Genomic DNA, 22,360 nt, shown 5'->3' with positions numbered 1-22,360 from the left:
CGTTTTTCGCGCGGCACCCCGGAACGGCCGCCGCCTCAGGCGAGCGGAACGACATAATTCATCTGCACGGTTGCTTCCGCAGGGGATTGTTCGATCACCACGACCGTAAGCGACCGGCCGTCGGCCGTCGTCCCGTCGATCACCGTCTCGTTACGGTCACGCACGACGCGCTTTTTTGGCCCGGCGACTTCGAAGCCAAGTCTCTTCATCGACGCCATATGAAAGCCGACGACGTCTGCGGGCGCAGCCGCCACCGTATAAAGCAGCGTTCCCGACTTGCGCTTCTCGTTGCTGCCGAAGAAGGAGGTGCCGTATCGCCCGCCTTCATAGGTTTCGACGAAATCGGGCAGATTGTCTCGCGGGATCGGGTTGCCCTTGGCGGCGGATTTGACGATTTCGGTGATGCCCGATGCTGCCACCTCCGTCGGGCCGCCGCCGGTCTTCGCTGCCGGCGCTTCGCCGCCGCATCCGCCGAGCAACAAGGGCAGAGCGGCAATAGCAAGATGAGGTTTCATCATTCTGTCCTCTCGATCAATCAGGATATCACGCGTGAATGGACGAGGTTCAGCGTCGCGGTGCCCGCGTCATCGGTCAGCACCGTGACCATAAGCGTCCGCGCCTTGTCTTCGCTTTCGCCCATCAGCTGCACCATCTTGTCCGCTGTGTTTTCCAGACCGATCTTCAGGCCGTGCCGGGCCATCGAGGCGCGGTAGAAGGCGATCAGGGCAGCCGGCGTCTCCGCGGTTTCCAGGGTCAGCGTCCCGCCGGCCTTGTCGCCATCGTTCATCCGCATATTCGTGGTCACTCGCGCGCGCTTTGGCAGCTCGACGAAATCGGGCAGATCGTCGGTAGCAATGCCGAGGGCGCCCGGCCCGTTGGCGACCGGTACCGAATTGTCGGCCGCCGCATCGGCGGGTGCCGCGGAGCCGTTCTCGCTCCCCTTTTGCGCTTCGCTGCATCCCGCGACGGCGATGGCTGCGATCAGGATAACAAGGTCTTTTCTCATTTCGGGTCTCCTGCCAGTCCGCTGGGGCCTACCATCCGAACGTCATGCCGATACGGCCCCCGGTCGATCCCTTGACGGTGGACCCGGCGACCCCGCCCGAGACCCACACCCGCTCGCTGATCCGGCCAACAGCGACGCCCGAAAATCCCTGCTCGCCGCGGAAGGTGGACAGGTTGAACGACAAGGCGACCGTCATGTCGGACGGTATGACGGTGCCGCCCATTGCCATCGCCGCAGCAATCCCGCCGTTGGCGCTGCGTTCGATCCGTTCCAGGCCCGCACCGAATTGCGCCAGCCGTGCGTCGAAAGCGCTGACCTGGCTGGAGAGAGCGCTAACCTGCCCGGGCAGCGCGTTGAGCCGGTCAAGGTCGAAACTCGTCGTGCCCAGATTGCCTGCGCCGTCGGCGGTCACGAGGCGCAGCGCGCCCTGCTGCGCCGCGCGGCTGGCGTCCGAATTGATCCCGGCGAGGGTATAGCTGCTGGCAGCGGAGCCGATCGCCACCTGATCGTCACGGACCGATTGCGCACCGTTGCCGATCGCGACCCCGTTGGCGCCCAGCGCACTCGCGCTATTGCCCAGCGCAATCGCATTGTCCGCGGCTGCGTTGGCACGCAGCCCCGCGGCGATCGCTGACACGCCATTGGCGGTGCTGGTGTCGCCGAACGCGATCGCAGCGTTGCCCGTTGCAACATTGTCCTTGCCGATCGCTATTGCGCCTTGCCCGGTCGCGATATTCGGATCGCCGATCGCGACCGCCCCGTCGCCGCTCGCCTGATTGCCAAGGCCGATAGCGACCGCGGCGCCATCTTTTGCCGTCGCACCGGTGCCGATCGCCACGGCGTCATCGCTCGTTGCCATGGCGCCGCTCCCGAGCGCGAGGGCATTGTCGCCTTGGGCCTGCGATGGAATGGCGCCGAACAATTGAGTCACGCTGGCCTCGACCCCGTCGAGGCGGGTGGCATTCGACGCCGCGAGGGCCTCCACGCCGGTCAGGCGGCCGTCCTGCTCATCATTGCGTGCGATCGCCTGGTCGGCGCGATCAAGGGCGGTCGCCGCGTCGCCGGCAGCGGAGGCGGTTTGCGTTTCAAGCGCCTCGATGCGGCCGTCCTGAACGAGATTGGCCTCCTCGACGGCATCGATCCGCTCACCCTGAGCGGCAACAGACGCCACCGCTGTCGCCGAAGCGGCGAGCGCGGCGTCGGCCTTGCCCTCGGCTGCCGCTGCCGCTGTCAGTGCGGCACTGGCATCGCCCTGCGCGCCCGAAGCGGCGGCAAGCGCCGCGCTCGCATCGCTTGACGCCTGACTCGCCGCCGACAGCGCGGAATTGGCAATCGCCCCGACGGCATCGAGCTGGCCAAGATTGACGGCGTCGGTCGCAGCGGTGCCTGCGGCGAGCTGAGTGATCTGCCGCATATTGCCTGCGGCGCCGACCGATACCGTATTGTCGCGGTCCGCGATCGATCCATGGCCGAGGGCGACGCTATTGGCACCGCTCGCCACGGCATTGCCGCCCAGCGCGGTGGAATTGAGCCCCGAGGCATTGCTGCGCCCACCGAATGCTACCGAGAAATCGCCGAGCGCCAGACTTTGGGATCCCGCCGCCGTCGAGAAATTGCCGCCCGCATAGCTGCCGGCGCCGGCCGCGGTGGAATCGTCGCCGAAGGCTTGGGCATAGCCGCCGGTCGCAGTCGCGTTGTCACCTTGGGCAGACGCATTTGCGCCGACGGCAACACTGGTGGCGCCGCTAGCGCTCGCGCTGATCCCCAGCGCGCTCGAGCTTTGGCCATCGGCCTGCGCCCCACTCCCGACAGCGGTTGCCGTCGCGGCCGCGCGGCTGGCTTGACCCAGCGCGGTCGCGAAATCGCCTTCGGCCAGTGCCATATTGCCGAAAGCACTGCTTTTAAGGCCGGCAGCGCGGGCGCCGGCACCGGTCGCGGTGGCGCCATCCTGCTCCGCCGCGGCATAGCCTCCCAAGGCAATCGCTCCGTCGCCGCGAGCCGTGCCGCCGAGAGTAATTGCAAGCTCCCCGTCGGCGATCACCTCGGCGCCGATCGCAATCGCCCCGAAATTGGTGGCGCCTGCCTGGAAGCCGATCGCCACGCTGCTTTCGCCTTCGGCGCGTGTCTGGGCTCCATTGGCGACGGCGCGTTCACCGCTGGCATTGGCGAAGGCGCCGGTGGCGGTCGCATTCGTGTTCGTCGCCTTAGAGAGCACGCCGATGCTGGTCGCGTTCATGCCGGAGCTGGTTGCGTAGGAACCGATGGCGCTGCTGTTGTCGCCGCTGGCCAAGGCGCCGGTGCCATTCGCCGTAGCAAAATTGCCCGCCTGCGCATCGGCCCCGATTGCAACGCCATAATCGCCGGCAACATAGGCGCCATAGCCATCGACCAGCCCGTCGAAGTCGAGGTCTCGCTGCGGTCCAAAGCCATTCGCATCCGGGCCGTCGCCGCCGATGGCAATGCTGCCCAGGCCGGATGCGAAAGCCGCGTCACCAACCGCAATCGACCGGTTTCCGGAGGCATCGCTGTAGAAGCCGTTCGCGACCGATCGCGTGCCGGTGGCGCGCGCCTGCGAACCGGCTGCGAGACTGCCGAACTGCGATGCTTCGGACGCATTGCCTACCGCCGTACTGCCAATTCCGGCTGCCGCGGCGTCGGACCCCAGCGCAACCGCATCGTCTCCTGCGGAGCTGTCCGATCCCACCGCGAGCGCCGAGGCACCCGCCGCCGAACTGAAGGCGCCGATTGCGGTTGCACGGTTTCCGTCGGCATCCGCATCGGTACCGATCGCGATGGCGTCGTCGCCACCGGTCGTTGCGCCGCGCTCGCCCAGATTGTCGGTGACGCTGCTCCCCATCGCAATGCTGCGGGCGCCGTTTGCATAGGCATAGGTGCCGACGGCGATCGCCTTATCCTGGACGGCGACGCTCCCCGAACCCACGGCGGTGGAGGAGGTGCCGGCGGCGCGCGAAGTCGCACCGACCGCGACGGCATGGTCGCTCGCGGCATCGGCGCCAAAGCCGACCGCGAGCGAATTGAAGCCCGACGCCGAAGCGACATGCCCGATTGCCGAGGATTGAATTCCGGTTGCGCTCGACCGGGTGCCCAATGCCGTTGTGTTTCCGGCCGTCGCCGCGGCGCCAACGCCGCAGGCCAGCCTGTCGTCGCTGTTGCCATCATCGGCTACGGCGCCGCCGTCATCGTCGACCGCCAGCTCGATGGTCCCATTTTCATTTCGGTCGAGCAGACATGTTTCGGCGTTTGCGATCTGCGGCGCGGCGAACAGCGAACCACATAGCAGCGCGGCGGCCAGCGCCCGAAGACTGCTACCGCCCATTGTGCCGGAAAGCGTGCCGGAGGGGCAGGGCACTTCTGAAGCGTTCTTGGTCATAATATTCTCCTGGCGCACGGCCTCGCGCACACCGGGCGTGGTGCGGCGGTCGATCCGCGGGAATAATGGGACGTGTCAGCTGTCCGACGGCCACGAAGGGTCGGGCTCATCGGTCGGAGGCGGGACCGTGTCGATGCAGGTCTGCACAGCGGATGCATGCTCGGGCTCGACGGTCAGCGAATAAATGCGGACCTCGCCCTTTGCCTTGTCCTTCATTTCATTGAAGGCCTTGAACCCCATGCCCTTGTTGAACGACAGGATCGCCAGCTTCTTGGCCCAGCCGGTATAGATCGCCTCGTCGGGTTTGGGCAGGTTGCCGGTGTCGCCAGCCATCGCCATGTGCTGGAAATAGGCGCTGCTGGTCAAAGCCCAGCAGCGCAGGGCGGTGTCGAGCTCGCTGCCGTTACCCGCGAGCGCTTTGGCATCGCCCTCGCCCGGCGTTTCTCCATCCCTTTGGCCGCAGGCGGACAGCAGCAGCAAAGCGCTCGCCAGAGTTGCAAAATGTTTCGGTGCAAATTTCATGATCGCCTCCGCGAGAATATTGTCTCGATTGCGTCGAGATCAGAAAAGCCGGTCGAGAATGCCGCGCGCGGCTTTGCGGGCCGCCTCTTTGGCTTTGGCGTCGGCCTCGTCTTCTGCTGCGCGGGCGGCACCGTCGATGATGCGGCCGACCGGGTTTGCGCCCGGCTTCGCGGGTGAGGCGGGCCGGGACGCATCGGCCGTCGCCTGTGCGGACGCGGCGTTCGGGGCGGCGGCTATCGCCTGGCGGCGAAGGAACGTGCCCGTCCAGGTGTCGTAGCTATGCTCATAGGCGTCGGGGACGATCTCGCACCCGGTGCGCAACCCGGTAAAGGATTTGCGGTCGGCGCTGAACGTCAGGACGAAGCGGCCATAGACATGGGTTCCGTTGCGTTCGGTATCGCAATAAACCTGAAGCCCCGCGTTATAGGCGGTTTCGTACCAATAGCCGGTCAGCGTATTCCCGGAAAACTCGCCATCCAGAGTGCCGCTGGTGATCCCATAGGTGCCCGTGCGGTAGATGGCGTCGAGTTCTTCTTCGCTCTGCGTCGCGGTATAGGTTCCGGTGACGGTGCCCTCCAAAGTGTCCAGGACCAGTTCGGGCTTTATCTTGTCGAAGCCGACGGTCGCATAGACATGCGCCTCGGGCGCGGCCGTCTGTGCCGAACCGGGCGCGGCGCCGAGTCCGGCTCCCGCCATCAGCATCGAAGCCGTCGCCGCGATTTTCGTAACCAGTCGCATCCGTAAATCTCCTCATCCTGCGCCGGCCAATCCTTGCGAGCCGGTGCCATTCGGAGGTGAAAACAGGATCGGCGCCGCGAACCGGACATCGGAATGCGAAAAAAATGCTCTTGCGTCGCTCGGTTAGTCTGGGATGCTAATGCAAGATCGGGCGGCGGGGGCATTGTGTGACAATTGAATGGAGCAGGCTGTCGGCGTTGATCGACCGCACGCAGGACCTGTCCGAAGAAGAGCGCGAAGCCGAACTGGCCGCTGCCGACCCGATACTCGCGGCCGAAGCCCGGAAATTCCTGGCCCGCATGGAGGCCGCTGCAGATTTTCTGGAGCCGGCCAGCGCACCTTATTCCGCGGACCGTCCGATCGACCCGGGTCCGCAGGTCGGCGACCGCTACGGCGCATGGCGCATCGAGGGGCTGATCGGCAGCGGCGGTATGGGCTCGGTCTACGCGGTCGGCCGCGCCGACGGGGGGTTCGAGCAGGCCGGAGCGTTGAAGTTGATCCGGCGCGGCCCCGGGGTTGATGCCGAACGACTGGCCGCCGAGCGGCAAGTGCTTGCGGCGCTCGACCATCCGCATATTGCGCGCATTCTTGACGGCGGCGTGGACGATGCGGGCAATCCCTGGATGGTGATGGAGCGCATCGATGGTCCGCCCTGCAACATCTGGTGCGATACCAATCAGGCGGACCTCGCGCGCCGGATCGCGCTCGTAATCGATGCAATCGGCGCGGTAGCGCGTGCGCACCAGGCGCTTATCCTGCACCGCGACCTCAAGCCGTCGAACGTGCTGGTCGACAGCGGCGGGCGCGCCCGTGTGATCGATTTCGGGGTCGCCAAGCAGATGGCGTTGCCAACTCAGACACAAAATCCGCTGCCGGTTTCGGCGCCCTATGCGGCCCCCGAACTGCTGACCGGCGCTCCGGTCGGTCCGCCGTGCGACGTCTATGGCGCGGCGGCGTTGCTCTATGAGCTGGTGACGCGCAAGCCGCCCATCGAACTTGATGGCTTGCCCTTCGTGCTCGGCGTCGGGCGCATCCTCGATAACGCACCCAAGCCGCTGACGGCGCACCGCGGCGTCGATATTCTGGCGGCTGCGCCGGACCCAATGGTCGCCGATCTGAACGCCGTGCTGGCGAAAGCGCTGCGCAAGGAACCGGCGGATCGGTACGCGACGCTCGAGGCGTTCGCGGCCGATCTTCAGCGCGTGATAGACCGCGCGCCCGTGACGGCGCGGCGCGGCGAGCGCGGCTATGCGGTGCGCCGCCGCCTGTGGCAGTGGCGCTGGCCGATCGCCGCGGGCGTCGCCATCGCGCTGAGCCTCGTCGGCGGATTGGCGGCGACCCTGTGGCAAGCGCGCGAAGCCTATGCCGCCCGCGACGCGGCGCTGGCCGAGGAAGAGCGATCGCAGGCTGTTCGCGAATCGCTCTATGTCATGTTGTCCGAAAGCGCCGACGTCGCTGGCGACGATGCCGACCGCCGCGATATACTCGAACAGTCGACCCGCCGGATCGTGGAGCGCTTCGCCCGCTCGCCCGCCGATCAGGCGCCGGTGCTGCACGCGCTGGGCGAGCTTTATTTCTACCTCGGCGATTACCGCGGGGCGATCACGGCGTTGCGGCCGGTGGTGACCGCCGGCGGTACGAACGGAATCGATCCCGAGACGCTTGCGCTTTCGCGTTACGATCTGGCGCAGTCGCTTGTCCGCACCGGCGAAATCGAAGAGGCGCGGCCCCTGTTGGCGCAAGCGCAGCAATATTGGTCCAGCGCTCCCGACAAATGGCGCCACCGGCTCATCGACAGCCGGCTGCTCGAGGCGCAAATCATGCGCGGCGCCGATCCGGCGGCGGCGGCGGCGCTTCTCCAAAAAGCAACGGATGATCATGTCGCGATGCTGGGAACCGGCAATCGGCTGGCGGGCGTGTTCCAGAACAATCTGGGCGTCGCCTTGCAGGCGAGCGGCGATCTGCCAGGCGCACGGAGGGCGCTGCAACAAGCGCGGCTCATCTGGGCGCAGACGGGTCTGACAGATACGCCCGATGCCTTGAACACCGCGAACAATCTTGCGGCCATCGAGGTTTTGTTGGGGCACCCCGACAAGGCCGCGCCCATTTTTGCAGAAGCCGTTCGCCTGCGCGAAAAGCTGTTCGGCGCGTCGGGCGGGACCGCTGCCTTGCTCAGCAATTATGGCAAGGTGCTCTTGCAACTTGGCGACGCCCGGAAGGCGCTTTCGCTGCTGGAGCGCGCCGAGCCGATGGCCGAACGCTTCGCCGGCGCGGGATCGATCCTGCATGTGTCGGCACTGGCGGGGCTATCCGAAGCCCATATCGCGCTGGCGGGCAAGGACGAAGCCTTGGCCGTCGCCCGGAAATCGGTGGCGGCGGCTGGCAGCGCGCCTACGCCGCCGCGCGCCATCGCCCATATTGCGCTTGGCCGGGCGTTGGCTGCCAGCGGAGACAAGCCGGGCGCGCGGGCCGCACTTGGCACGGCCGAGCCGATCGTCGAAGCGATGGGCGCCGCGGCGGCCCGCCTGAAACAGGGGATCGCCGATATCAAGCTGCTTTACCGCCTGTAGCTGCGGGCGGACGCGACCGAATAATCGCGCGGCGATGTCCGCTTTCTCTCTCCATTGCTGTTTTTCCTTCTGAGGCCCGCGTCCATGCGGCCGATGCCAAGGGAAGGAGAGATCATGGCAGTGACACGCAGGAATTTCATCGCCGGGACCGCCGTGCTCGTCGCCGGCGCGACGAAAGCCACCGTGGCCTTTGCCAAGGGCGGCGGGACGGTCGAGCTCGAAGTGGTCGGCGCGCGCCGCCTCGCCGGCATGTCGGGTGAAAAATTGCGCGCGGCGCTCGTGAAATCTGTTCGATTGCAATCGCGGCTCGCGCAGCCTGTTAAAATGCAGTTTCTCGCCGCGCGCCTCGTCGATGGCGAGATCGCGGACCTGTTCGCGTCGGACGGCTTCGAGCTCGCTTCCGGCGCGCAAGCCTTTCCGGGTGATATGCTGTTCCCGGGCGATATGCTGTTCCCAGGCGACATGCTTTTCCCCGGCGATATGCTGTTTCCAGGTGACATGCTTTTCCCAGGCGACATGTTGCTGCCATCTGGCGAACCGCGCGCGGCACGTGGGCTGCTTGGCCGCGTTGCGAAGGACACATTGCTGCGCGGCGGCGCCGGGAATGGCATTGTCTTCTTCGTGCTCGCCGAAAGTCGCGCTGTGTCGAGCCGAGGGCTCGGTGTACCGACCCGGCGCGGCTGAGCGATGCGCGCGGCGCTGGTGATGGGCGACGGCCCGGCGGGGCTGTTGGCAGCCATCGGCTTGCAGCGTGCGGGCTGGATGGCCAAAATCGCGCCCGGCCGCCGGGGCGCTCGTACGCATCACGGTCACGTTCATCAGATCAGCTTCGCGACGATGGCGAAGATCGAGGCGGTTGCCGGGCAAGAGGTGGCTGGATGGTCCGCCGCCGATTTGCTCCGCATCGATGGCGCGGCATTGCCTTCCATGATGAAGGCCCCGATCATTGATCCCGCCGCGCTGGTCGGCGCGCTGTCGCGGCGGGCGACGGAGCTCGGTGCAAAATTGGTCGGACCGCGCATGGCGATCCCCGTTGAAGACAGATCCTTCGACCTGCTGGTCGACGCCAGCGGCAGCGGCGTTCTCGCCAGCCGTACCGCGGGGCTCGACGTCGCCATCGACGAAAGCGACGCGATCGACGAGTGCTGGACGTGGCGCGGGACGGCTGGCAGCGGCAGAGATTGCTGGACGATCGCCGCCCGCGATGTGGCGGACGCGACAAGCCTCTGGCTGACGCGCGCCGTGGACGGGCGCTGCATGATGACCGTCCGATGTGCGGACTACGACGAAAACCCCGTCTCGCCTTTCCGCCTCCTCGACAGCGTGATGCTGGCGGCCGGCCACGACTGGGGCCGTCGCATGGGCAAGATCAGATTCGACGCCGACCCGGTGCGCCACAGGGCACCCTTCGCTCGGCGCGTAGAGGTCACGCGGTCGGCGGGCGGACCGCCGCTGCTGCGTATCGGCGATGGCCTGATCCAGACCGCCCCGCGCTTCGGACAGGGGTTCGCCCAGATCGTCGAGCAGATTGAGCTTTTGCGTTCCGCCTTGGCCAGCGGTTCCTCACCGGCGAGCGCTGTCTCCACCATCGAAGCCAGCGCCGACCGGCGCTGGCTCGCGGCGATGATCGGCGCTGCTAGCGAGCCATTGCTCGCCGCCTGAGCCCGATGCGTTCCTCGGCGCCCGTGTGACCCAACGCATAGATATGAAAAGAATAATCCGCATAATGGCGCCATGCTTACCGATTCATCCGATTCGCTCGTGGCAACGCTCTATCCTCAGCTCAAACGGCTCGCGCGCGACATGCATTGGCGTTACAGCGCCGGAGAAACGCTGCGTTCCACCGCGCTGGTCAATGAAAGCTTTCTCAAGCTGAGAAGCGCTGGCGGCTTCGCCGACGAGAAGCATTTCCTGCGCACGGCGGCGCGCGCCATGCGCCAGATTCTGATCAATCATGCCCATGCCCGCCTTGCCGCAAAGCGCGGGGGCGGAACGCATATCGCTGCGTTCGAGGATGAACTGCCGGACATCTACTGGGAAAGCGACGAACGGCTGCTGGCGCTGAACGATGCGCTCGACCGTCTGTCACAAACGGCCCCGCGGCTTGCCGAGATCGTCGAATATCGCTTCTTCGGCGGTTACTCAGAGCAGGAAATCGGCAACCTGCTCGACATTACCGAACGCACGGTGCGCCGCGACTGGGCAAAGGCCAAAGCCCTGATGCAGATCGAGTTGGAACAAGGCGACGCTGTGGACTGATAGGCCTGAGAACCGCCGCCCAATTGGGACGGGCCTGCGATTGTCGTGCCCGGCGCATCCATGATCGGTGCTGAATGCTCTTGGCAGATCGGACGCCGATGTCCACTTCTCCTGTTCCCCTGGCTGAAGGCCGCCAGACCGAAACCGGCCAAGTTAAGAAGTTTACCTGCAAGTTGAGGTTCGTCATAAGCTCCAGCGCGTTATGACAATCCACGAGCATATCCCCACCTTGAAGACAGCACGTCTCGATCTGCGAGGCCCCAGAAGCGAGGATTTCCCGGTCTATCGTGATTTCTTTGCAGATGCCGCGGCATCGCAGTTCTACGGGGGGCCGATGGAAGCGGACCGCGCTTGGCGCGTGCTTGCAACGGATTTGGGCCATTGGTCACTGCGTGGATATGGCCGGTGGTCGGTTGTAGAGCGCGCGAGCGGATTGATGATTGGCGGGTGCGGACTTTGGTGGCCTGAAGGCTATCCGAGATCGGAGCTGACGTGGTGGATTGTTCCATCGGCCCGCCGAAATGGCTATGCGCTGGAGGCTTCACGTGCAGCCATTGCATTTGGATATGATAGGCTGGGTTGGGACCTGGTTGAGACCCACATGAATGATGATAACGTGGCGGCGCGAGCGCTTGTCCAAAAACTTGGTGGCACAAAAATCTTGCGCGAAAAGTTTCCCGACGAACTGGAACGAGACATTTTTGGTCTACCGCGTCCCCATTGAGGACAATTCCGGGCTACTGCTCCCAGTCGATTGCGAAGAGGCGGATTTCCAATGCGCGGACCGGGACGATCAGCGAGCCATCACGGGCCACCGCAAAGGGGGAGGCGCGGCTAAGGTCGGCAGCGCTCCCGATCGCTTCATCTCGGCCGCTCGGTAAGTGGTGACGTCGCAACGTGCCGAAGGGAAGCGCGGTCGGCCGTGCAGCATAGTAGAGATAGTCGCCGTCGATCGCCCAATTGCGCCAGTCGGAGGGCGCGAAGTCTTTAACGAGCAGCCGTTCCCCGGCGGTGGTCGCCGGGAGCGCCGGGGGTAAAGCATGGCTCCAGATGCCGGCGCGGCCGGGATATAGATAAAAAAGCGTGTGGCCATCGGGCGACAAGCGAAAGTCGCCTGGTCCGGGAGGGGTGACAGGAACCGCCGCTTGCGGCCTCGGGTCGGCGGCAAATGTTATGGGCAGGCGCCAAATGCGCGACTGTCCGCCGCGCCGCGACGAAAAAAAGATCGACCGGCTATCGCTCGCCCATTGCGGCCCCGAATCCTCGCTTGCATCCGCTGTGAGACGGCGCAGCTGGCTGCCATCGGCATTGACGAGATAGAGATCGCTCATTCCGTCCCGCATCGCTGCGAAGGCAATCCATTGCCCGTCCGGAGACCAGACTGGATCGCTGAGCTGCCAGCCATCGCCGTGCGTTAGCTGGCGGGCTGGCGCATCGGACCGGTCGGCGGACCAGAGCTGATCCTCGCCCGAGCGCCGCGAAACGAACAGGATTTGTCCCTGCGGGCCGATGCTCGGAAAACGGTCGCTGGGGCCAGTCGAAGCCCGGATGGACTGTAGCCGCCCATCGACCAGCCGCATCAACCTGTTGGAGTCGAGCGCCGTTTCGACGACGGCACGGTTGGCGTCGCGTGCTTGCGAAACGCGTCGATAGTCGAGAAGCCCCGACGAAATGCGCTGCGGCTGGCCCCCACGCGCGGCTATCCACCACAGGCCGGCATCGCCGCCACGGGTCGATGCGTAGAAGAGGCCATCGCCGCTACGGTCCCAGGCAAGGCCGCTTACGGTCCCGCTGTCTTGTGTCAGACGCCGCCCCTTGTCTCCGCGCGCATCGAGAGTGAAGACGTCGGCCCTGTTCGCGCCGAATTGCCGGGCGAAGGCAATCCGGCCACTCGAAGAAATCTGCGGAAAGTCGTCACCGAATGATCCGGCTGGAGGCTCTGAAAGCGAACGCGTCGCTCCGCTTTCAATGTCCATAAGGTAAAGGCGGAGAGGATCGTCGCTGTTGGCCGCATCGGTGAACAGCAGGTGACGTGGATCAGCCCATGCAAGCGCCGCAGTGCCGGCGGTAAGGCATCGACCGATCGCGCGCTCCGTTGCAGCTGCAACGGTCATGACATGGATCGTGCAGGGCTTGCGTCCACCGTCCACCGTTCGTGTGAAGGCGATTTCGGTTCCTGCGGGTGACCAGGCGGCATTGTCGTCAACCTCGGGCGCGTCGGTCAGGCGTCTCGCCTGCGCCGAGCCGAGCGACAGCATATAGAGATCGACATTGTCGGAAGACCGTGGGCGGGCGGTGACGATGACCCGGGTACCATCGTTTGACAGCGCTGGCCGACCCGAAACGACAAGCTCGGTTTCAATCGGCGAAAGGCGCGCCACGCGCGGCGCCTTCGGTCGATCGATGGCGTACCAGCCTGCCGCCCCTAGCGCGCCGATGACCAAGAGCGAGGCAATCCAGGGCCAACGCCGCTTGCGGGCGAGGGGTTGCGCCGGGCGAGCCATTTCTGAGCCAGGCTGGACCGGTGGCGGCGCCCGGCCGGCGGAGTCGAGGACCGGCTTGCTCTCGGCCTGCGGCGTTCCGCCGGTGCGGCGGCGCCCGGCAATATCTTCGAACAGCGCGGTGGTTTCCGCTTCCGGCTCGACGCCGAGGTCGCCTGCCAACCGGCTTCGAAAGTCCTGATAATGCGCGATCGCTGCAGCAGCCCGCCGCTGTCGCCGATGCCCATCCATGATCGCCCGGTGCGCCTTTTCGTCATAAGGATCGAGCGTGACGAGCCGCAGCGCCGTCGCCAAGGTCGATGCGTCGGCCGGCTGCCTTGCGTCCTGCAGATCGAGCAGGCGGCGCAGCGCCCAAATGGCGATGTTGCGCAGCCGCTGACGCTCGATCGCGACCCATTCGTCAAAAGCGGGTGCATTACGCAAGGCGAGATCGCTCAGAAAATCGCCGGTGTAGAGCGTGCAGGCTGCGTCGAGCAGCGCCGGGTCGTCGCCAGCACTTGCCACGGCAGCTTCGAAAATGGCGCTGTCAGCGCTCCAGTTTTGCCCAAGACGGATGCTGTCGACGTCGGCGGAGATCGGCGTTTCGGCATCGAAGCCGTCCAACTGTTTGCGGAGCGTCCAGAGAACCTTGCGGACATGGAGCCGGCCCTGCTCGGCATCGGCATCCTCCCACAGCAATGCGGCAAGCCGTGCGCGTGCCGCGGCGCGCTCCGGACTGCACGCCAGATAGGCGAGCAGCGCGAAACTCTTGCGCGTGGGAAGGCTGATGGGAGTCCCGTCCGGCGCGCGCAATTCGTTGCGCCCCAGGAGGGACAAAGTCCAATTCCCCATGGGACGGCACCACTCCGGAAATTTCTTGTTGTTTTGTCGAAGTAACACAGTCGTTCGTCGGATTCCACGGCAATTCCACGCGCCGGGAACGGCTGCGGCACGCCGATCTGGAACTGGCGATCCGTCGGTCCCGGCGGACGACACGAGATCGAGGAGCAAAAGAGGCATGCCGATGCAAAACCGGCGCGAACTGATGAAAATGGCAGCGGCCATGGGCGCCACCCTGGCCTGGCCTGCGCCTGTGCGTGCGGCGGACGCAGGGGTCGAGGACCGCAGCGCCTTTCCGCAAGGCGTCGCGTCGGGCGATCCGACCTGCGACAGCATATTGCTGTGGACGCGCCGCCCGCCGACCGCGGGACGCAAGGCATCGCGTTTAACGGTAGAAGTCGCGGAGACATCCGATTTCGACAATATTCTGGTATCGGGGACTCGTTCGATCGACGCCGACGGCGACTGGACGTGCCGGATACTGGTCACCGGCCTGCACTGCGATCGCACCTACTGGTACCGCTTTCGCGATGAGCATGGGCGCTTGAGCCGAACCGGTCGAACCTTTACCGCGCCGAGTCCCGACGCCGAGCGCGAGGCGCGCTTTGCCTTCGTCAGCTGCCAGAATGTCAACATGGGCTATGCGACGGCCTTCCGGCGCATGATTGCCGAGGACTGCGCGAGGCCTGCGCACGAGCAGCTGCGTTTCGTCCTCCATCTCGGCGACTTCATCTACGAAATGCTCTTCTATCCTGAGGATTTACCCGGCGGGATGCTGCAGGGCCGGCCGATGAGAGGCCATGTCCGGGTGCCCGAGGGTGAAAAAATCGGTGTCTATCATGTTCCGCGCGGAGTCGACGACTATCGCGCGATATACCGCGCCTATCTGGAGGACCCAGACATTCAGGATGCGCGGGCGCGTTGGCCGTTCATTTGCGTGTGGGACAACCATGAGTTTTCGAACCGCGGCTGGCAAAGCGTCGCCGTCTATGATCGCGCCCGGGCTGCGCAGCGGCTACGCGTTGCGGCAAACCAGGCCTGGTTTGAATATGTGCCGGCACGCGTGTCGCAGCCCGGCGAGGCCGACCCGATGCGCTTTCGGGCGCCCGCCGTTGCAGACGTACCGCTTGCAGAACCCATTCGCGATAGCGCCGCTAGGGAGCCGAATAATCAGCGCGCCATTCACAGCTTGCGGATATATCGCGACTTGCGCTGGGGCGCGCTGCTCCATCTGCTGCTCACCGACACGCGGTCCTTCCGGACGCAGCCGGTCTATGAAGCCGATTTCGCCGCTCCTTTCCGCCGCGGGATGCCTCCCTATTTCGCCCCGCAGAAGGTGGTCGAGATTCTTGACGCCGGGAAGAGTTTCGCGGGCGGGAATCCGCCCGCCGAGATTGTTTACGGCGGCATCGCGATCGCGAATCCCGCTGCCGGGATGGAAGCGGGCACCATGCTGGGCGAAGAGCAGAAGCGCTGGTTTCTCGATCGCCTTCGCGGATCGACCGCGCGATGGAAATTCTGGGGTAACTCGGTCGCGATGACCGACATTCGCGCCGACCTGGGCAATTTGCCGGCATCTCTGGCGACATCGGCCAAGCTCGACGGCTTCGCCATTACCAACACCCACGACTGGGGCGGCTATCCGACCGAACGCGCAGAGATATTAGGCGCGGCGCGAGCGGCGGGGGTGAGCAATTTCGTGTCGCTGGCGGGCGATCGACATGCCTTTTGCGCAGGGACGGTCTCGGCGTCGCTGTGCCCCGGAAAATTTGCGCCCGTCGCCGCCGAATTTGTCGTGGGATCGATCGGAACGCCCACGCTCGCCGAAGCCGCGGCGCATGCGGTTCCCGATGATCACCCGCTGCGCCCGCTCTATCTGCAAGGCGACGATGCTGCACCCGCGATTAATATGACCGTCACGCACGGCGTTGCCGCCAGCCTGCAGCTTGCCGAGGATGGCGATCGGAGCGCGGCGCTGGCGCTGCGAAATCCCGACGTGGCGCCGCATCTCGCCTTTGCCGATATGGCCGGACACGGATTTGCCACTGTTCGGGTCACCGCATCTGCGATCGACGTCGAATTCATCTGCGTCCCGGCGCCGATTACCGATGCCGACCCGGATCCCCTCTATCGCGTGACGCATCGGGTGGCCGCCTGGGCGCCGGGCGAGCGGCCCGGGGTCGGGCGTCTGGATGCAGACGGTCCCGCGCTTGCGGCACGCTTTCTCGATCTTGACCCGACAGGCCGCGAATAATCGACCTCCAACTGACAGGAATGAAGATGATGACGAAAATCGAACTGCGGCCGCTTCGAGCGGCCCTGATGCTCTGCGCGGCCATCCCCGGTGCCGTGCAGCCTGCCGCCGCGGATACGGCCTCGCCAAGCGAGCCCGCCGCGGCGGCAGATGCGGAACTTGACGCGCTGATGCTCGAAGTGTTCCGCACGACGGTCAAGGAGCAGCCGCAATCGATGACGCTGCTTGGGCTGGACAGCGGCAAAAACAGCTGGGCGAGGTCGGCGCTCGACGATCTATCGGCTGAGGCGCGGGCCGCCTCGCGTCTGCGCAGCGCGGCATTGCTTACGCGTCTGAATGCCGTCGACCGTAGGGCGCTCTCGCCGCGTCAGAGGCGCAATTATGACGCCGTCATCTTTCAGCTTCGCGTTGCGGGCGAGGGCGAGCAGCGGTTCGATTATGGTGCCGCCGCTTATCCTGCGCCCTATAGCGTCTCGCAGCTCGACGGTGCCTATCGCGACATACCTGACCTTCTCTCCGAGCAGCACCCGCTCGAGACCGAAGCCGATGCCGAGGCCTATCTTGCGCGCCTTGGTGCCTTTGCCACATCACTTGATCAGCAGAGCGCGCAGGTGCGCCGCGAAGCCGCGGAGGGCGCTGCGCCTCCGGACTTCATACTTGCGCGCACGCTTGAGCAGCTGGGCGCACTGCGAGCGGCTGATCCGGCGGCTTCGATCCTCGTGACGGCCTTCGCCAAGCGATTGGCTGCCGCCAATCTCGATGCGGCGCATGTCGGCCGTGCGGTCGAGATCGTGCAGACTTCAGTAACGCCTGCTCTCGATCGTCAGATCGCACTTATTCGGTCGCTGCAACCTGCCGCGACGCACGATGCCGGTGTCTGGCGCTTGCCCGACGGGGACGCCTATTATGACTTCGCGCTCCGCTATTTTACGACCACTGACCTGTCGGCCGAGGAAATTCATCGGATAGGTCTGCGGCAGGTTGCCGAAATTAGCTCGGAAATCGATCGGATTCTCCAATCGCAGGGTATGACGGAAGGCAGCGTCGGCGCGCGGCTGGCAAGGCTTCAGCGCCAGCCTGACCAAATCTATCCCAACGATGCGGCGGGACGGGCGCAGCTGCTCGACGATCTCAATCAGCACGCAGCTGCCATGCGAACGCAATTACCCCGCTATTTCGGCGTTCTGGCAAAGGCCCCGCTCGAAATTCGCCGTGTTCCGGAAGCGATCGAGGCGGGCGCGCCGGGCGGCTATTATTATCCGCCGGCACTCGATGGCTCGCGCGGCGGCATCTATTATATTAATTTGCGCGATACGGCCGAATGGCCACGCTGGCGTCTGCCCACGCTCAGCGTGCATGAAGGCGTTCCGGGCCATCACTGGCAGCTATCAATTGCCGCTGAAACGCCGAAGATGCCGCCGCTGCGCCAGATCATGAGCTATTCGGCCTATTCGGAGGGCTGGGGGCTTTATGCCGAGCAACTCGCCGACGAGATGGGAGCCTATCGCGACGATCCGCTCGGACGTGTCGGCTATTTGCAGAGCCAGCTATTCCGGGCGGCACGGCTCGTTGTCGATACCGGTATCCACCGGATGCGTTGGTCGCGCGAGAAGGCGATACGATATTTCATGGATACGCTGGGCGAGGCCGAGAGCAAAGCGACAACCGAGGTCGAACGCTATGCGGTTCATCCCGGCCAAGCGACTAGCTACAAGGTCGGGCATAACCGGCTAGTCGAGCTTCGATCGAAGGCCGAGCGCGCGCTCGGCGAACGTTTCGACCTCAAGGCCTTCCACGACACCATATTGCTCGCCGGTGCGATGCCGCTGGCGGCGCTGGAAACCGTTGTCGACGAATGGATCGCCGATTGCCTTCATGGAAAGAGCGCATGAAGCGGTCGATGACTCTCTTCGCCGCGTTGTGCCTCGCTCTCTGCTCCACGCTGCCGGCATGCGCATCTCAAGTAGCAAATGCACCGTCCGACATTTTCGAGGCCGTTCGCAAGCTGCGCTATCCCACCGCCATTTACGTGTTGCGCGACGATGGTGACAGCGTAGCGGCGACAGGCATGGCCGACGCCGATGCAGGCCGTCCGCTTGGGGTCGACACCCCTTTGCGGATCGCATCCAACACCAAGACGTTCACCGCAGCCACCGTCCTGCGGCTTTGGGAGCAGGGACGAATTGACCTCGACGCGCCGATTGTCGAGCTGATAGCGCCCGAATTCGACAGGCTTCTGCGTTCCGACGGCTACGATCCCGGGCGGATCACCGTTCGACACTTGCTCAGTCATAGCGCAGGGCTTTCCGACCACGGCAGCGATCCGCGCTTTGCCAAGCGCTTTCTTGCCGATCCGGCGCGGGTGTGGAAACCCATCGAACTCGTCGCGTTGATGACTGAATATGCCGACCCCCAAAGCGAGCCCGGCACCGAATTTCGCTATTCCGACGACGGCTATATCTTGCTTGGCCATATCATCGAGCGCATAACCGGACAAACGCTTGCAGCGGCGGTACGCGAGCAACTCGCTCTCAATCGCCTCGGGCTTACCGATAGCTGGTGGGAAATCATGGAAGAACCGCCGGTGGGCACTCGTCCGCGCGCGCGACAATGGCTTGGCGATCATGACGTAACGGACGTCAACGCGTCTATCGACCTTTACGGCGGCGGCGGACTGCTCATGTCCGCGCGCGACATGGCGCGTTTTTTCAAGGCGCTTTTCGAAGGCAGGGTGTTCGCGCGATCAGAAACCTTGCAAGAGATGCTGCGTCCGGGACAACACAAAGGCAGCGATCAGTACCGGTTGGGGATATTTGTCGGCCATATCGGAGGGCGCGATGTCTATTGGCACAGCGGCTTTTGGGGAACCTACGCTCTCTATGACCCGGCGACGAGAACCGCTGCTGCGGGTGTGACGACGAACCAAGAGGGGTACGGCGACTTGGTGTCCATCGTGCGCGCGAAAGTGCCCATGCGGTGATTCTGCGCGAAGATGCCGCTGCGCTGATCGGCTAGGTCGTGTTGACAAAAGACTTCAGCCATAGGCGCGAGGCGGCGAGGTTGAGGAAGCTCTCGAACGAGAGAAGTGTCTTGTCGTATCGGGTGGCGATCCGTCGTTGCTGTTTGAGCTTGCCGAACATTCGCTCGACGCGGTTGCGGTCCCGGTAGCGTCGATAGTCGGGATGCTCTGGCACCTTGCGGTTCGAGCGGGGCGGGATGATCGGCAGGATGCCCCGGACGAGCAGGCTGTCGCGGAAGCGATTACCATCATAGCCCTTGTCCGCGAGCAGCGCCTTGGGTGTGGCGACGGGGATCGCCATCAGCGGTTCGGCGGCCGTGTAATCAGAGGCCTCGCCGCCGGTCAGGATGAAGCCGACAGGCAGTCCTTGATTGTCGCAGCGGGCGTGGATCTTGCTCGTAAAGCCGCCGCGTGATCGACCAAGAGCGTTCGCACAAGCCCCCCTTTTCCGCCCGCTGCCGAGACGTGGCCGCGAACGCTGGTGCTGTCGATCATGTGTTGCCAGTCGTCGGTTAGACCCAATTCGACCAGCGTTTGCAGCAAGGCATCCCAGACACCCTGTTCGGCCCAGCGGCGGAAGCGCACATAGACCGAGTTCCATTTGCCGTACCGCTCGTGCATGTCGCGCCAGGGGCAGCCGACCCGCAGCACGTGAAGCATTCCATTGAGGAAGAGCCGGTTATCGCCCGCGGGCCGCGCCCAACGGCCGCGCTCAGGCGGCAGCAGTGGCCCGATCAGTTCCCACTCCGCATCCGACAAATCCCCGCGACCCATGACTGCTCCTCAAAAAGCAGTCTTGAATCAGAAGGAGGCGGGCTTGGGAATCCCTTTTGTCAACACGGCCTAGTATTCCGACCATCCGAACCTGACTATTCGTTGTACCCGTCAGATGCTCGCGAAGGTCAGCTGTCTCAAGCTGACGCCCGGAAGCCGCATGTCTGGAATCGGCCATTGATGCTCTCTGATAAGCTTTCGAATTGCTAATTCATGGTGAACTCTTGCCGGGCAGCGCCGCTTTCGGCGCGGGCCCGGCTTCCGGATTGCGGATGATCCAGCCGCGACCCTCGCGCAAGTCGAGCGTGATGATCCAGTCGTGCAAAAAGGGCATGCCCAGATTGCCGTCCATGATCATGTCGGGTGTGAACATATGCTGTGACTCGATTTCGACGCCATCGGCCACCTTGAAATGCCCCGATTGAGGTCCCTCTGCGTCAGCCTGCAAGCCGAATAGCGAGGCGTTGTGCTTCGCCACCAGCACGGTGCCCCCATTGCCCGAGTCGAGTTCCATCCAGACGGGGCCGCGCGGCGTAGGCACTTCCGCCATCACGGCGAGCGCGGTGCCCTCCACCTCGCGCTTCAAGCGGATCGGGAAGGGATGCATCCAGTGTATGCGTTCAGCAAGGCTCGCCGGAGATTCCACGATGATCTCGCCTTCGCCAAGGTTCAAGGTAATGGCCCGCCCTTCAAACATGTTGAGCGCGGCGATTCCTTCCAGTTCGGCGTCGGCAGGATTGAGCTTCCCGAGATTGATCGCGCCGAGAAGCGGCGGCCTGAAAGCGCGACCGGCGATGACGATATCCATGGCATTGCAGCGGGGACCATCGCCCCGTTGCCCAAACATCCGAAAGCCTGTCACGCGGCCCCTCAGCTCGCACTTTGCTGCCGCAAGAGCATCGGGATGGAGCAGCGTCAGACCAGCGCCGGAATCGAACAGCAGCTTGCGTTCCGCCCCGCCGAACTCGGCGCGAAGCATCCAACGCGTGCGCCAGCGTTCCAGCGGTATGACCGCGTCCGGAGACGCATCTGTGCGCGGCGTGACCTGCTCTCTCGCCTGCGCGGGCGAGGAGGTGGAAATCTGAGCCAGGGCTAGCGAGGCTCCCAGTAAAAGACTGCGAAATTTCATTCTGCACCTCATCGATAAGGCCCAAGTGCCGCCATCATCATTTTCGATTGAGCGGCTCTGCCTTCAACTTTTGGGTAAGGCGGCGCGCGGTTCGCCGGCTCCGTGTCTTCGGAAAGCGCGCGAGGAAAATCTTGATGCTTCATACGAATGTCAATGCTGCTGACTGCATCAGGATCGGCCGCCGAATGCACGCCGGCTATAGGATGGGTTTCTCGCCGTGACTTGCATCAAGGCGCGACTTCCGCGGGCTTGGCAGGGCATCAGCGGAATATGAAGGGTCGCGGTGAAACCGGACTCGCTGGCCGACGTGTGCAATTGCCCCCTCTCTCCGTAAAGTACGGCCAGCCGGTCACGAATGTTGCGAAGTCCGACCCCTGTTCCATTTTCTGGTCCGGGCAGTTCGGCTCTCCCGTCATCGCTTACGCAGATTGTCAGCATATCGTCCGCGGCACGGGCCACGATGGAAATCGTGGCACCGAGCCGCGACGAAGCCACAGCATATTTGACGGCGTTCTCGACCAGCGGCTGGAGGATGAAGCCTGGAACACTCGCGTTGCCAAGATCGGCCGGGCAGTCGATTTCGACCTTGAGCCGCTCGCCGAAACGAATGGCTTCCATGTCGAGATAGGCTTCGATCGTCGCAATCTCATCGGCAAGTGCAATAGGCGTTTTGACATCGCCGCCCAGATTGATTTGGAAAAAAGTAGCCAGTTTCATAGTCATCGCATCGGCATCGTCGGGGCGGCCCTGCACGATCAGGCTCGATATCGCGTTCAATGTGTTCAGCAGAAAATGCGGGTTGAGCTGGAAGCGTAGCGCTTCGATCCGAGCATCCTGTGCGCGGGCTTCGGCTGCCGCGGCAAGCATCTCCTGCTTCTTGGCGCGCTCGCTGATGCCAAGGGCCCAGAACAGCGTGACGTTGAGGCAGAAAGTCCAGGTGTAGAGGATGAAGACAAAACCAATTCGCCTGAAATCGATATTGGTCCAGCTTTGCCACTCGGGAAATAATGTGTCCGTGAGCCACCGATAAAGCACAAGATCGAGGGCGCTCTGAAGGGCGCCGGCGCAAAGGCAGCCGACGAGGATTGACGGCCAGCGCAGCGCCGGCGCGGCCGGCTCGAGGCGTTGCCAGAGAAAAAAGAGCGCCATGGCCAGGCTCAGCGCGGTGAGGCAGAGGGGCAGCTGGATCATGGCCTGCACCAAAAAGCCTCGCCCCATCAGTCCGGCCAGTATCGCAACCAGCGCAAAGCCGAAACCCCACAGGATCAGCGAAACCCGCGCCGCGGGCGATGCTGCGGCGCATGCGATAAAACTGCGATCCTGCATGCTTCCTCCTTGCGAACCGGCGGATCCATTGCTGCGCATGTTCTTGCCGGGT

16 protein-coding genes and 1 pseudogene are annotated in these 22,360 nt (G+C 64.4%); 8 read left to right on the top strand and 9 right to left on the bottom strand.

Going from position 1 to position 22,360, the window contains the following annotated elements; translation table 11 throughout:
* Window positions 1–35: 35 nt before the first annotated feature.
* The 5 genes from MU856_RS15670 to MU856_RS15650 form a co-directional block, all read right to left on the bottom strand.
* Window positions 36–518: a hypothetical protein gene (locus tag MU856_RS15670; RefSeq protein WP_263587884.1), complete on the bottom strand. Its 483-nt coding sequence runs from the start codon at window positions 516–518 to the stop codon at window positions 36–38.
* A gap of 17 nt (window positions 519–535) precedes the next feature.
* On the bottom strand, window positions 536–1,006 hold the full coding sequence (locus MU856_RS15665) for a hypothetical protein (RefSeq protein ID WP_263587883.1): 471 nt from the start codon (window positions 1,004–1,006) through the stop codon (window positions 536–538).
* A 28-nt stretch (window positions 1,007–1,034) separates the two neighbouring features.
* Window positions 1,035–4,397 carry a hypothetical protein gene (locus MU856_RS15660; protein WP_263587882.1) on the bottom strand — a complete coding sequence of 1,121 codons (3,363 nt, stop codon included), beginning with the start codon at window positions 4,395–4,397 and terminating at the stop codon, window positions 1,035–1,037.
* 75 nt (window positions 4,398–4,472) lie between these two features.
* Window positions 4,473–4,919 carry a hypothetical protein gene (locus tag MU856_RS15655; RefSeq protein WP_263587881.1) on the bottom strand — a complete coding sequence of 149 codons (447 nt, stop codon included), beginning with the start codon at window positions 4,917–4,919 and terminating at the stop codon, window positions 4,473–4,475.
* Between the two features lie 39 nt (window positions 4,920–4,958).
* Complete coding sequence (locus MU856_RS15650; RefSeq protein WP_263587880.1) at window positions 4,959–5,657, bottom strand: hypothetical protein; 699 nt, start codon at window positions 5,655–5,657, stop codon at window positions 4,959–4,961.
* A gap of 167 nt (window positions 5,658–5,824) precedes the next feature.
* Between MU856_RS15650 and MU856_RS15645 the strand changes: the two genes are divergently transcribed.
* From MU856_RS15645 to MU856_RS15625, 5 genes are all read left to right on the top strand, one after another.
* On the top strand, window positions 5,825–8,227 hold the full coding sequence (locus MU856_RS15645; RefSeq protein WP_263587879.1) for a serine/threonine-protein kinase: 2,403 nt from the start codon (window positions 5,825–5,827) through the stop codon (window positions 8,225–8,227).
* 114 nt (window positions 8,228–8,341) lie between these two features.
* Entirely contained in the window at window positions 8,342–8,911 is a 570-nt protein-coding gene (locus MU856_RS15640; protein ID WP_263587878.1) for a hypothetical protein, read from the top strand.
* A 3-nt stretch (window positions 8,912–8,914) separates the two neighbouring features.
* A complete protein-coding gene (locus tag MU856_RS15635; RefSeq protein ID WP_263587877.1) occupies window positions 8,915–9,889 on the top strand; it encodes a hypothetical protein in 975 nt (324 codons plus the stop codon).
* 72 nt (window positions 9,890–9,961) lie between these two features.
* Window positions 9,962–10,486, top strand: coding sequence for an ECF-type sigma factor (locus tag MU856_RS15630; RefSeq protein WP_263587876.1), 525 nt, complete (start codon window positions 9,962–9,964; stop codon window positions 10,484–10,486).
* A 229-nt stretch (window positions 10,487–10,715) separates the two neighbouring features.
* Complete coding sequence (locus MU856_RS15625; RefSeq protein WP_263587875.1) at window positions 10,716–11,210, top strand: GNAT family N-acetyltransferase; 495 nt, start codon at window positions 10,716–10,718, stop codon at window positions 11,208–11,210.
* Window positions 11,211–11,223: 13 nt separating this feature from the next.
* Here MU856_RS15625 and MU856_RS15620 read toward each other — a convergent pair whose 3' ends face one another.
* Window positions 11,224–13,803 carry a BTAD domain-containing putative transcriptional regulator gene (locus MU856_RS15620; RefSeq protein WP_263587874.1) on the bottom strand — a complete coding sequence of 860 codons (2,580 nt, stop codon included), beginning with the start codon at window positions 13,801–13,803 and terminating at the stop codon, window positions 11,224–11,226.
* Window positions 13,804–13,816: 13 nt separating this feature from the next.
* Between MU856_RS15620 and MU856_RS15615 the strand changes: the two genes are divergently transcribed.
* Genes MU856_RS15615 through MU856_RS15605 form a run of 3 tightly spaced genes read left to right on the top strand, consistent with a single transcriptional unit; the run spans window position 13,817 to window position 19,040 of the window.
* Window positions 13,817–16,060 (top strand): alkaline phosphatase D family protein, encoded by a 2,244-nt coding sequence (locus tag MU856_RS15615; RefSeq protein WP_202988443.1) that lies wholly within the window; start codon window positions 13,817–13,819, stop codon window positions 16,058–16,060.
* Between the two features lie 26 nt (window positions 16,061–16,086).
* Entirely contained in the window at window positions 16,087–17,952 is a 1,866-nt protein-coding gene (locus MU856_RS15610) for a DUF885 domain-containing protein (protein ID WP_238929760.1), read from the top strand.
* Window positions 17,949–19,040: a serine hydrolase domain-containing protein gene (locus MU856_RS15605; RefSeq protein WP_202988444.1), complete on the top strand. Its 1,092-nt coding sequence runs from the start codon at window positions 17,949–17,951 to the stop codon at window positions 19,038–19,040. Before MU856_RS15610 ends, MU856_RS15605 begins: the two co-directional genes overlap by 4 nt.
* A gap of 31 nt (window positions 19,041–19,071) precedes the next feature.
* Here the strand turns inward: MU856_RS15605 and MU856_RS15600 are convergent.
* The 3 genes and pseudogenes from MU856_RS15600 to MU856_RS15590 all read right to left on the bottom strand — a co-directional run bounded on the left by MU856_RS15600 (window position 19,072) and on the right by MU856_RS15590 (window position 22,308).
* A pseudogene (locus MU856_RS15600) lies at window positions 19,072–19,853 on the bottom strand (IS5 family transposase).
* A 211-nt stretch (window positions 19,854–20,064) separates the two neighbouring features.
* Window positions 20,065–20,982, bottom strand: coding sequence for a hypothetical protein (locus MU856_RS15595; protein WP_263587873.1), 918 nt, complete (start codon window positions 20,980–20,982; stop codon window positions 20,065–20,067).
* A gap of 168 nt (window positions 20,983–21,150) precedes the next feature.
* Complete coding sequence (locus tag MU856_RS15590; protein WP_263587872.1) at window positions 21,151–22,308, bottom strand: sensor histidine kinase; 1,158 nt, start codon at window positions 22,306–22,308, stop codon at window positions 21,151–21,153.
* Window positions 22,309–22,360: the final 52 nt, after the last annotated feature.

It is taken from the genome of Sphingopyxis sp. GC21 (assembly GCF_025727575.1).
In the GTDB taxonomy this organism is placed as follows: Bacteria; Pseudomonadota; Alphaproteobacteria; order Sphingomonadales; family Sphingomonadaceae; genus Sphingopyxis; species Sphingopyxis terrae_A.
Note: the sequence above shows the minus strand (reverse complement) of the source record. Positions and strands in the feature narration are given on the sequence as shown.